Source organism: Pedobacter antarcticus (assembly GCF_900112985.1).
GTDB classification, from domain to species: domain Bacteria; phylum Bacteroidota; class Bacteroidia; order Sphingobacteriales; family Sphingobacteriaceae; genus Pedobacter; species Pedobacter antarcticus.
Genome location: NZ_FONS01000005.1, coordinates 199,260 through 211,988 on the forward strand (window position 1 = coordinate 199,260; position 12,729 = coordinate 211,988).

Sequence of the window (12,729 nt, forward strand, 5' to 3'; positions counted from 1 at the left end):
TACACAAATAAATATAGTTCCCCGTTGGATAATCTTTACGCTTGACTTAGCGATCTGTATAGTTTCACTAACGTTCGCGTACCTATTGAAGCTAAATTTTGATCTAAATGCCCTGGATTATGTGGAGTTTAGCAGAAATGTGCTAATACTAACATCATTGAATGCCGTAGTTTTCATACTAATGAAAAGCTACTCCGGTATTATCCGATATACAAGCGCACAGGACTCTTTCCGCATTGTATACTCAATCTTATTTTCAAATTCCTTATACTTCGTAGTGAATATGATCTTTGTGGCCACCGGTTCACATGCTCTTATTCCAACAACGGTATTAGTGGTAAATGCATTAACCTGTTTTGGTCTGCTTATCACTTACCGCATATTGATTAAATACTTCTTCATGTATATCAAAAACATGAAGCTGGATAAGGTAAAAGTAATGATCTACGGTGCCGGTGAAGCTGGTATTTTGACGAAACGTACATTTGATCATGATCCTAAAGTGAACAAAAGGATTGTTGCCTTCGTGGATGATGACACCCGTAAAGTAGGGAAAACTATTGAGGGGATTATAATTCTGGATGCGAAGAACCTGGAACAGATTATCGCCAAGCACGAGTTAGAAGAAATTATATTCGCCACTTACTCTATACCTGCCGATGTACAGGCTAATATTGTTGACATCTGTCTGGAGAATGGTATTAAAGTCTTAAATATCCCACCTCCGAATGCATGGACGGGTGGTAAGATTCAGCCGGGACAGATAAAAAAACTGAATATTGAAGATTTATTGAACCGTAAATCTATCACTATAGATATTGATGGTATAGGTAGTCAACTAAAAGACAAACGTATTTTAATTACTGGAGCTGCCGGATCTATCGGATCTGAAATTGTAAGGCAGTTAAGTAAGTTTGATGTCGGCCTAATAATTCTATGTGACCAGAGTGAAACTGGTCTGCATGATCTGTACCTGGAGCTTACTGAAAGTACCAAGAATAAGAACTTCCATGCTTTTATTGGTGATGTAAGAGATGACAAGCGGATGGAAAATCTGTTTAGTACTTTTAAGCCGCACTACGTATATCATGCCGGCGCATATAAGCATGTGCCTCTAATGGAAGACAACCCTAGCGAAGCTATTAAAACGAATGTGTTGGGTACGAAAACTATTGCAGACAAAGCAGTCAAATATGGCGTGCAGAAGTTTGTGATGATCTCTACCGACAAAGCCGTGAATCCGACGAACGTAATGGGCGCTTCTAAAAGGATCGCTGAAATTTATGTACAGTCTTTAAATAACTCCCTGCATCATAAAGACCATGTTTTTAGTAATGGATTGAGTTATATTAATGATCTAGATGTTAAACCTATCACAAAATTCATTACGACCCGTTTTGGTAATGTATTGGGCTCTAACGGTTCTGTAATCCCTAGGTTTAAAGCGCAAATCGAAAAAGGTGGGCCAATCACGGTGACGCATCCTGAGATTACACGTTACTTTATGACCATTCCTGAGGCTTGTCGCCTGGTATTGGAAGCCGGTTGTATGGGTGAGGGTGGAGAGATCTTTGTTTTTGATATGGGCAAGTCAGTTAAGATTGTTGATCTCGCTAAAAAAATGATTCAGCTTGCTGGTTTAGTGCCTAATCAGGATATCCGCATTGAATATTCGGGTTTGAGGCCTGGTGAGAAGTTATATGAAGAGTTATTAAATGATAACGAAAATACAATGCCTACGCACCACTCGAAAATTATGATCGGTAAGGTGCGCGAGTACGAGTTTGATGAAATTCAAAACCAGATCTATAACCTAATTGATTCTGCACGCAGGTCTGAAGATATGCAAGTTGTAAGATTAATGAAAGAGCTGGTTAAGGAATATAAGAGTCAAAACTCTATCTTCGAAAACCTGGACGCTAAAGTTTAACGTTCCGGCCTTTCTAAATGGCAAAGAACTACTTCTATAACCTACTGCTTTCCCTAGCTAACTTATTATTTCCCATTTTAAGTTTTCCATATGTGTCCCGGATACTGGGACCGGAAGGGATCGGTAAAGTCCAGTTTATTTATTCTTTTGCCATGTATTTTGCCCTGGTTGCCAGCCTGGGCATTCCTATTTATGGTATGAAAGAGATTGCCAGGCGCAGGAATGACCCTGACGCTCGTTCTGCTGTCTTCTCTGAGCTTTTCATAGTGAATGTGATCACTAGTGTCGTTTTGACGATTGCGTATCTCCTGGTGATCTTTTTCTTCCCTTATTTCCAGGCAGACAGAAATCTCTTTATTGCTGCCGGCTTGCTTATTCTGCTGAGCTTCTCCTACATTGAATGGTTGTACACCGGAATGGAAGAGTTCCGTTCGATTGCCCTGCGCTCTGTATTGTTTAAATTGATCGGTCTGGTATTAATGTATACTTTCATCAGGGACCGCAACGATTTCGGCATTTATCTGCTCATCATGATCTTCTCCTTTATGGGAAATAATCTGCTGAGTTTATTTTTGTCAAGGTCGCGTGTGAAGCTGGTGCTCAGAGATTTGAAACTGCGCAGGCACATCGTTCCGCTCCTCATGATTTTGAGTACTACTTTTGCTACAAGCATGTATACAGAAATGGACACCGTGCTGCTTGGATTATTAGCAAATAATAAAACTGTGGGATTATATACCGCCGCCGTCAAATTAAGTAAAATAATAATTCCGTTCGTAACCTCCATGGGTGTAGTACTCATTCCGCGTATAGCAAAGTATTTCGCCGAGGAAAATTTGGAAGGCGTACAGGAGACCTTAAATGAGAACTTCCGTTTCCTCGCTTTTTTCTCTGTTCCTATCGCCATGGGGCTAATGCTCTTCGCGCCAGAATTTATTGCACTTTTCTCAGGAAAGGAATTCTTGCCTGCAACCCTGAGTATGCAGCTTCTATCTTTTCTGCCAGTGGTAATTGGTTTCGGCCACTTATTCCTATGTCTCATTCTAATCCCCGCCGGTAAAAATAAAGAAATGCTTTTTTCTGTGATCTGCGGTATGGTGATCAGTGTACTGCTCAACTTCTTACTGGTACCCGTCTGGAAAGAGGTGGGTTCTTCAATAGCGAACTTATCGGCGGAGACACTGGTTTCTGTGATGTACTTCTACTTCATTAGAAAGCATTTTAAATTTACTTATCAATGGTCTTTAATGGGGAAGGCATTATTAAGCACCATACTTTTCATACCGGTAATCTGGATGGCCAGGATATATGGAACTTCGCTCATTCTAACGCTCATTCTGGGGATCGGCGGCTGCGCAATCTGTTATGTAGCCACCCAGCTGTTCTTGTTCAGAAATTATTTTGTGTTCAGCGTTCTCGACTTTCTGAAAGCTAAGCTGATGCTTAAGAATAAGGTTTAAGTACTGCTAAGGGGCAGCGTAAAGAAGAATGTAGATCCTTCTCCTGGGATGCTCTCTACCCAGATCTTGCCGGAATGACTTTTTACAATTTCAGCACTGAGGTATAAACCAATTCCGAACCCGGAGATTAGCTGTGTCTGCCCATTTCTCACCCGGTAGAATCGTTCAAAGAGTCTTTCTGAATCTTCTTTTTTAATACCCATTCCATGATCCTTAACCCCGACTCTGACTTCTGACGGGCTCACTTCGCATTGGATCTCAATTAATTTTCCTGCTGGAGAGTATTTGACAGCATTACTGATGAAATTAGTGATCACTGAGCTGATCTTATCCTTATCTGCCTCTACTTCTACGGGCGGACATGGTGTGAAGAGAATTTGATGTGTTTCGGTAAGCAGCTCGGATTCTTTAATGTTTTCGGCAATGAGCTCATCAAGGTTAAATTTCTTTTTCTCCAGATGTATTTTTCCGGATTCCAGACGCGAGATATTTAAAAACCCATTGATTAGTGCGGTCATCTTGCTCACCTGCGTTCCAATCTTTTTAAGGGCATTTACCGAGAACTCATCCTGATTCTTCTTCGCCCGGCTCTGGAGTATTTGTGAATATCCGTTTAGAGAGGTGAGGGGTGTTTTAAGTTCATGGCTAACCATTCCAATAAAATCATTCTTACGTAGCTCATCTTGTTTACGTTCGGTAATATCCATCATCGTACCACTGAATTTGAGTGGTTGCTGCTGAATATTGAAACTTGCTTTTCCTTTAGCGGCGATATACCTCGGTAAGAGTTCTCCGGGAATATTTAATTGAAATTCTACATTAAACTTCCCACTGGAGTGCTCCCTTAATGCTTCTTTTATTGCCGAGGATACATGAGCGTAATCGTCTTTATGAATTACTTTATAAAGCTCACTGAGCGATATAGCATCTTGCTCGGATAACCCAAGCCACGATTTAAAACGGTCATTACCGGATAACTGCAGATTGCGGAGGTCCAGATCCCAGATGCCTATTTCTGCCGCATCTATAATAAACTGCAGCTGGTCTTCTCTTCGATTCAATTCTTCATTGGAGGCATGCATCTCTTCATTAATCGCAGCGAGCTCATTATTACTGGCCGTTAATTCTTCGGCAAGTGATTGTTCCCGCTGAAAGCTTAAAGAGTGCTCAGTTACGTCTGTCGCGACAATCATAACCCCTATAACCTCATTCTCAACGTCCAGGACCGGCTCATAAATTAAATCAAAGTATCTTGTAATTACACTGAAAGGGGATAGAATATTGATCTTAACGCTAAAACCGTAGTAAGGGTCTTGGGTTTCATATACCCGGTTGATTAATCTAACCTGCTCGGGGTCTATTAAAGGATTGGTCTCATCCAGAATGGAAAGATTAATTACTTGTTCTTCTCTGCGGCCCCATATTTCGAGCATTTTCTTATTGACGAGTTCTACCAATAACTCCGGCCCCTGAAGAAAGGTGATGGCCACAGGTGCATTTTTAACTAGAGATGCAAACTTATCCTGGCTTTTTCCTAGGCTGGCATTCGCAGATAGTAGTTTCCTGTTGAGTTCCTGCTCTCTGAGCAAGCCTGTATCCAAGGCCTGTTTTGCCAGGTTTAGCTGCGTAACATCTGTAGCGGTATGTAATATGGAGTAAACTTCTCCATGCTCATTTTTAATGGCCTTGTACTCAAAGTTAAAGTGAAACCGTTGCAGTTTTCCATTTACCCGGAGTTCAGCTGACTGATTTTCGGCTGTATAAGTATTTCCCGTCCGCCAAACCTGTTGCAATAGCGCAATAAACGGCTGCCCTTTTAATTCGGGTACGGCTACCTCCAATTCAAGGCCGATTACGTTCCGGTCTTTACCCCAAAAACTGATCATCTGATCATTGGCAAATTCGATGACGATGTTTTCGGAAGTGTAAATTGCGGTTGCTTTTCTGGATAAAGACAGGATATCCAGAATTTCCTCATTACTCAGACTGCTTGCAGGTTTGTTCATTTGGCAAATCATAAAACCAAAGATATATCTTTAAATCTTATGTCAAACCTTCCGCCACCCGTTCTGGATATTTTCATTTACTTCCGGAATAATCAGCTGTGCAATCTTTCTGATAAGCTCTTGTATATCATTTCCTTTTGAAACAAAATGGTCTGCACCATTTGCCATTATCTTCTGGAAAGCTTTGGGATCTTCAGTGGAAGAATAGGCAATAATCTTAATTGCCGGCCAGCTCGCTTTTAAATGAATAGCAGTATCATATCCATTCATGACAGGCATATCCAGATCTAGGATAATGAGGTGGGGCAATACCACGCTTTGTCGCAGTTGATCCAGGCAATCCTGGCCATTTTCGGCTTGAAACAGAATGTTATAGCTATTCTGCTTTAGGCTATAACTGATAATACGCTGGTAGATGAGGTTATCATCTACAATGACGATATTCAGGGTAGTGGTTGATTTCATTTGCTTAAATTTCTGATGCGTGTTTTCCAGTTGTCTTTTTAAACCAGAAATTAAAGGTGCTGCTCTTCTTAAATCCAAGATTGAGGGACAGATCTTTTATTTTAAGTTCTTTTTTTTGAAGCATATCCATAGCGTATATCATTTGTAATCTCCTGAAATACTCTAGCGGAGTTACTTTATAGGTCTTCTTAAAATGACTCTTGAGCTTGGTAGGCGATACGTGACAATCTTCTGCTAATGCAGCAATGCCGGGGAATTTATCCTGAATGTGTCTTTCGAGCAGGATGGCGGCCCTCGCCATCACATCTGATTTATCTCTCAGAGAAAGGTCGGCAGAGGTTTTAGGAAATGATAGTTTGAAGAAAGTATCAGTTATTTCATAGGCACTTTTTATAACAGATAAATGGTAATCGAAGTTTTTTCTCTCGTGTTTCTGGATATAGTGAAGTCTTCTCAGGATAATATTTTCAGACTCTTCAATATTTCTGGAATAGGCGGCATGGGTTCCCAGGATCGTCTTTGCTAAATCAAAATCAGATAGGTCTCCGGCTGATAGATCTATAAGCTTATCGAGATAGTCCTGGGTAAATACCAGCCGGCAGCATTTAAGGATCATTCCTTTTCTGAGATAGATTTTATGGGTTGTATCTGGATTGGCAAAAATCACAACTTTATTAGTCCAGTGCAGGGATCCATTCGCTTCATATCCTAGTTTACCTGTTGAATGGTAATAGTTGATGGAATAATAGTTTTTCATTGATTTCTTTGGCTGAAATACATAACAGGTATCTCTTCTTTCTTCGGTTTCCATGGAGAAAAGCCAGAATCCTTCATTGATTTGTTCATAGTAAATGTCTGACCACGTGAAGTGGAGATTTGAGTAGGCATGTCCTTCTGATGATAAATTTGAGTAGCTTTCTTTTCTTTTCAGGTAGTTTATATATGCTTTAGGTTCAAGCTTTTTAAAAAATATAAATCTCCAGTTCCTTTGCATAGTATCTCATGTTGTTCGGGCATAAACTAACCATTGTCAATTTTATCAATCTTTACTCTCTTATAAAGACTAGTATTTTACCGGATAGGACAGGTTTGCTATCTTTTGATAGATTTTTTATAGATATTCTTCTTAGTAGTTTATCTTAATTAACCATTTGATGTGATTTTATATTTTATTGATAGTTTGTGATCGAAATTCTGTCAAAAGCCTGATGCGCATTTTTTATGTCTTATTCGGTCGGGTTTATACCGCAAATTGCCTGGCTGATACACAAATATGGAGCTTACAATGAGCCAAAGCCGAACACAATTAGAACAAGCAGCAGACCAACATGATGGAGAAACTTAAATTGTTGTCTTCTCTGGCCAACAGCGCACCTGATATACCGCCCTGGTTTAAGGTAGACATAAGACCGAAGCCAATAGTTCCGGAACCGCTCGATGAAGTATATGGGCTACAGTCGAAACATATATATTGCAGCTACTTCAGGTATTTTTGTGAAGCAGAGTTCTCCTGGAAAAAATATGATTCTTTTACTTTGGATATGGAAGATATTTCGGATTCAATCCCTCCGGAATATAAAGCTAGTGTCGAGCAGCACCAGCAGAAGATAAACGCCCAGAATGATTTATTAGTACAATGGGAACTGGAATATGAAGAGCTGCGTTTCTTCAGCTGGCGGGAGTACTACGCTAAAGAGCTGCTGAAGCAGCTGTCTGCCGGGGGTAAATAAAAAATCCCCTATTCGGGGATTTAATCTATGCTTTGTATTTTACTTTCGTGTTGTAATCAGGTAAATGGAATAAATACCTGTAAATCCTATCATAAACATTAGTATGGTCGATGCATATTTCATCCTGTTCTTTTTAAGCGGAAACTCCGGCTCATCTACAATCTGAACAGTTGGGGTTTCCTGAGCAAGCATCATTTTACTGGCTTCGAGGTTTTTTACGGTTTCACTAAATACAGTGCTCAGAATAATCTTATCGCGCTCTGTTGTTTCTACATTGGCATTAGCACTGGTATAGGCCGGATTAAGGTCGAGCAGGCTCTGACTGGCCGAAGACGCAGCGAGTGTTTTCTTATTCAGAATGCGGCCGATACTGTCTGCCCTGTGCTGAAGGCGTGTAACATTATTACGCATCCTGCCTGTTTTAGTCTGAATAAAGAAGTCTGTTCCCTGCTTAATCATCCTGGTACAAAACAGGTAAGCGAGTTTCTCGTCGCGCATAGTGGAGTTGACTTCAAAAAAACTTAGCTTTTTATCTGTTTTAGCGACGCCGAACTGGCCTTCTATAATCGATTTTGTAATCTCATGCAGCAAGCTGTCCTGTGTGCGTGTATAATTTTTGCCGCCGACAGGAAAACGGATCGCCTGACCGTTGGTACTATATTTTAACCACTTTTTATCTAGTTTATAAGCCTTTGCATATTGATCGGCCAGGGAAAAATCGCCTTTATCGTTATAAGGTGATAGCAAGGTGTTTTTAATTAGTCTTCTGGACTTGAGCAGTTCCTGCACATTATCTCCTGCCAATACTCCGCTGGCACCACTTAAGCCATCGAGGTTAAATCCGAACTGCCCGGCGATAGCGGCCAGGCCACCTCCGCCACTGGATTTAGTGTCGTCTATTACAAAGGTTAATCTCGCTGTATAGGTTACCGGCCATTTCCAGGCAAATAAGGCGCCTGCCAGTGCCGCAAGCAGCAATACAAGCGCCAATGATTTTTTAAACTGCAGTACATATTTTAAGTCATCGATCCTATCGCTAATCAGTTTCTTAAAGGAGAATTCAGGCTCGTATGGGTAGGGTGTATTTTCAGTATTCATGTTATTTAGATAAAATAGCGATCAGACTGATTAAAGCAGTTACTGCGGAAGTAATTCCTCCGATTTCGCCTAATCCCATTCTCCAGATTGAACCGTTTTTGCTTTTCTCAGGTACAACGATTTTACTACCTGGTTTTATAGCTGGATAATTGCGGAAGAATAAAAAGTTGGTAACTGGTTTATTCAATCCATCCGGATATTTTACGTAGGCTCCTTTTAGTCTCGCATTCTCTGTTTTACCAGCTGCCGCATTGAGATAGTATTTAAATCTGCGACCATTATAACTGATAAACTGCGGATTGTTCACCGCACCTGCAACTTCTACGAAAGAGATAGTTCTTGGTACATAAATACTGTCTCCGGGTAAAAGGATCATACTTTTTTTAACCAGTTCATTATTACTGGTGCTGGACAGATCGAGGTTTACGCGGACACCGTTACGGAAGGTCTGTGCATTTTCTAAAGAACCATAAGGTGTAATGCCTCCGGCACGTTTCAGGAAGTCCTGTGCTGTCTCATCTCTGCGTTGCACGGCATATTCACCGGGGAACAAGACTTCTCCTGTTACAGCGATATTGCCGAGTGTTCTATAGTTAACCAGGCGTGGAATATAGATATAATCCATTGGCATTAATTCTATATCAGGAACAGTTCCGCTGGCAGGGTCAAGGTTAACAGTAAAAGTTTCTACCAACTGGTTGGCAACGCTGTCTTGTTTGTTCTCAATAATCCTTGAAATTTCAATATGGTGTTCTGCCGCCGATTCGGTAAAGCCACCTGACATAGCGATCACATCTGCCAGTTTCATACCTTTTCTATAAGTGAAAACGGTCGGTGTACGAACGTTTCCGTTAACGGTTACCTGCTGATTCCTGACAAAGTCTGAGCGATCCTGGATCATTACGGAGTCATCGCGCATTAAAGGGATATCGCTGCCGCCATTGAGAACCAGGGCCGGGTTAAAGGAGATAAATTCTTTTTCGAGGTTTGGAAGGGTTCTTTTGATATAACCTCTTTCCATATACGCTTCTGGTTTTAAGCCTTGTGCATTTTGCAGTAATGCACCCAGGCTGAAGCCTGCAGTGAGTTCATAAATACCAGGGCGGTAAACTGATCCTTCCAGGATTACCCGGTTGGCAAAACGGTTGGTAATGGCACCGATTTCTACAATATCTCCGTTTCTCGGTGTATAACCGCCGAATAAATTGGAAGGGACGTCTTTAACTTCTCTTTCAATAGCATTGATCTGTTCTATTTTAGCAGTTCCGCGGTAAGCGATGTCTGTATAGCCGCCTGCATATTCCAGCAGGGCATCTAATTGTTCACCGGCTTTTAATTCATAAATAGCTGGTTTTTTAACTTCGCCGGTGATACTTACTCGTTTGGTATAAACAGGAATGCGAATAACATCCTGATCTTCTAAGCGAATATTTCCATCCATCAATCCTTTCTGAAGGAAGGTGTAAAAATCTACTGTGCGGTAAACTTTGTTATTTCTGATGAGCTCTATGCGGCGCAATGACCCGTTAACGCTTGGTCCGCCTGAGTTATAAAGGGCATTGAAAAGTGTGGAAACGGATGATAGGGTATAAGATCCTGGTGTTTTAACTTCGCCAATGAGTGTTACTTTAATACTTCTGGTACTCCCCAGGTTTATAGCTACTTGTGTTTGTCCGCTATTCAGCGCAGGGTAGATCTTCGCTAGTTTGCCGCGGACCTGACTTGTCGCTTGTTCTATAGTGAGTCCGTTTACATGAACTAATCCAGCATATGGAATCTGAAGGTTCCCATCCGGACTTACTTTAGTCTTAATGGTGGTTTCATTCATTCCGGTTACCAAAACAATTACTTCGTCACCAGAGCCTAATACATAACCTTTTGGTGTAGCTGCATTGGTGTTTGGTTCAAATTTAACCGTACTCTGGTTAAAGAAATCCATTCCGTAAATATTGAGTACTGGTTTTGGAGCTGCGGGTTCCGATTTTTTCTCGGGTTTAATGACGGTAACAGCGGTATCGCGTGTGAAATTGGTCGTCTCTTTATTTGCTGAGACCGGTGGTTTCACTCCTTTTTGGTTTAAGCCTAATAAAGTGACCCTGTTTTTGAATTCTTCAACTTCTCCTGGCGGCAGTCCTTTCTGCGCCATTAATTTATAAGCTTCTTTTTCTGGAATGCCGGTTTCTTCTAGTTTCGTCCAGGCCTGAATAATCTGCTGATCAGTAAGCTGACTGATTTTCACATTCTGTATATTACTCAGGGACAATTCCTGGGATTTCCCGGTTTGGGTAAAAGCAATACAGATCAATAAAAGTATAGTGAAAAATTTAATGCGCATGGAGGAGGTGTGATATTAGTTTTTACAAATATATGATATTCGGTACATTTTTCTTAAAAGCCGAATGATACGGCCAGACGGAATTCGTTTGGTACTGCTGATGTCTGTACTTCGGGGTTAATTACACCGGTTTGACGCTGGTAACTGGTCCTGATATAAAGTTTATGCAGCAATTCGTAGTTGGCCTGAATAAGTAATTGTTTTTGTGTTTGTACAGGTCCTTCGTCCAGGAACTTTGCCTGAGGTTCTGCCCAATACTGGTCAAAAAGGTCACCGTCTCTGCCTTTACGGATATAAGTGAACTGAACTCTCGTACTTAAACGTGGTAGTGGGTTATAGGAAGCCCAGGCCATAATCCGGTCTGCATTCTGTCCCATCCAGTCTCCCAGCAAATAGCTCTGGTTAGTATAAGTCTGTGCGGGTATCAGGTTGTTATAAGCATATGGATTGATCCGGGTATATTCCCCGCCTATTGTAAGGTATGGGATTACTGCATCTGTACGGCTTGCACCTACGGTATATCCGAGCTGATTTCTGCTTTTCTCTTTATCGAAAATACTTCCTGTACGAATCTCATCTATGAAAAGGGAAGCATATAAATGTGTTTTGGGAATAAAGTTTCTGGAGCTGACATTAAAGAAGAATTGTCCGTTAGCTCCGGTCGTTAATTTATACCTGCTCTGATATTGGTCATATGCTTTAAAGAACATGACCGGTAAAAGATATCCGGCATCAAAATCATCGCTGTACACCATACTCTCCCCAACACTCAGGCTAAGGCCTTTTGCGGGTAGAAAGGTTAGGGTGTGACTAACAAAGTACTTGCGGATATATAATTCCCTGTTCTCACCGAATAACGCGTTGCCTTTATCATATGATCTGGCAGAGTCGATTAGTGCAGAGTTTAACCAGGCATGCATATAGTTAAAGCGAAGCCATTTTACCGGGGCATAATCCAGGCGGATCATCGGGTAGGATGGAGCTTTGTCTGAGAGTACAATGCGGCCACCTTCTCCGTAGCCCCACAGCATCTGGTCTTTACCCACGCTGATGGATCCATTCTTCCAGGCATAGGTTACCGATCCTCTGACATCACTGAAGTTAACGGTTTTAGCATTCGGATTAATATTGGCTGTACGCAGGATTCCGGTTTCAGGTGTAAATCTTTTCAGACTGTCAATTCCATCCCCTTTCTCAGTAATATCCTGGAAGTAGGCCTGAAAGGAAAAGTGCTTTCCGGCATGTCCGTAAAATGACAGACCCGTGGCGGTCCTGAATACGTTTTTGCCTTTCCCATTTATAGTCTCGAAGCTCATTGCTGGGTCTCCGCGTAAAAAGAAGTCATCGTTTTTAACAGAAAGAAATCTCCATCTGTCGTACTGGTCCTTCCGAAAAAAGGTAGTTGTATCTTTTAACGGGCTATCAAATTCTGAGTATTCCTGCTGATAAAAGGCAAGTTCTTTCTGCTCCCTGGAAGACAGTTTGTCTTTTTGTTCTTCGAGTTCTTTCAGATATCCGGCAATGTCTTTTCTGCTAATAGGTTGAATCAGGTCATTATATTCAATACGGCCAATCTGTGCCTGTCTTGATAAATACTGATATACCGGGCTCTTTGGATTCTCGAACACAACCTGGCCAATTGCGTTGAGTTGCTGAAACACGAGGCAGGTAATTATGATTAGACTGTATTTGATAAATTTCATCG

9 protein-coding genes are annotated in these 12,729 nt (G+C 41.3%); 3 read left to right on the forward strand and 6 right to left on the reverse strand.

Annotation, left to right across the window (positions count from 1 at the left end):
• The first annotated feature begins 181 nt into the window (after positions 1 to 181).
• Positions 182 to 1,930, forward strand: coding sequence for a polysaccharide biosynthesis protein (locus BM192_RS12435; protein ID WP_394364784.1), 1,749 nt, complete (start codon positions 182 to 184; stop codon positions 1,928 to 1,930).
• Positions 1,931 to 1,947: 17 nt separating this feature from the next.
• Entirely contained in the window at positions 1,948 to 3,390 is a 1,443-nt protein-coding gene (locus tag BM192_RS12440) for a flippase (RefSeq protein ID WP_037441492.1), read from the forward strand.
• On the opposite strand, the gene BM192_RS12445 is transcribed toward BM192_RS12440, so the two are convergent.
• From BM192_RS12445 to BM192_RS12455, 3 genes are read right to left on the reverse strand one after another with little or no spacing between them, the layout of a single operon-like run.
• Complete coding sequence (locus BM192_RS12445; protein ID WP_051759932.1) at positions 3,387 to 5,396, reverse strand: PAS domain-containing sensor histidine kinase; 2,010 nt, start codon at positions 5,394 to 5,396, stop codon at positions 3,387 to 3,389. The two genes, BM192_RS12440 and BM192_RS12445, sit on opposite strands and share 4 nt — an antisense overlap.
• A 42-nt stretch (positions 5,397 to 5,438) precedes the next feature.
• Positions 5,439 to 5,861, reverse strand: a complete 423-nt coding sequence (locus BM192_RS12450) for a response regulator (RefSeq protein WP_037441491.1) — start codon at positions 5,859 to 5,861, stop codon at positions 5,439 to 5,441.
• A gap of 4 nt (positions 5,862 to 5,865) precedes the next feature.
• Positions 5,866 to 6,855, reverse strand: coding sequence for a helix-turn-helix transcriptional regulator (locus BM192_RS12455; protein ID WP_037441489.1), 990 nt, complete (start codon positions 6,853 to 6,855; stop codon positions 5,866 to 5,868).
• 334 nt (positions 6,856 to 7,189) lie between these two features.
• On the opposite strand from BM192_RS12455, the gene BM192_RS12460 reads away from it, so the two are divergent.
• Complete coding sequence (locus BM192_RS12460) at positions 7,190 to 7,591, forward strand: hypothetical protein (RefSeq protein WP_037441488.1); 402 nt, start codon at positions 7,190 to 7,192, stop codon at positions 7,589 to 7,591.
• Positions 7,592 to 7,630: 39 nt separating this feature from the next.
• On the opposite strand, the gene BM192_RS12465 is transcribed toward BM192_RS12460, so the two are convergent.
• Genes BM192_RS12465 through BM192_RS12475 form a run of 3 tightly spaced genes read right to left on the reverse strand, consistent with a single transcriptional unit; the run spans position 7,631 to position 12,727 of the window.
• Entirely contained in the window at positions 7,631 to 8,689 is a 1,059-nt protein-coding gene (locus BM192_RS12465; RefSeq protein WP_037441486.1) for a hypothetical protein, read from the reverse strand.
• 1 nt (position 8,690) lies between these two features.
• Positions 8,691 to 11,024, reverse strand: a complete 2,334-nt coding sequence (locus BM192_RS12470; RefSeq protein ID WP_051759930.1) for an SLBB domain-containing protein — start codon at positions 11,022 to 11,024, stop codon at positions 8,691 to 8,693.
• A gap of 53 nt (positions 11,025 to 11,077) precedes the next feature.
• Positions 11,078 to 12,727, reverse strand: coding sequence for a capsule assembly Wzi family protein (locus BM192_RS12475; protein ID WP_037441484.1), 1,650 nt, complete (start codon positions 12,725 to 12,727; stop codon positions 11,078 to 11,080).
• Positions 12,728 to 12,729: the final 2 nt, after the last annotated feature.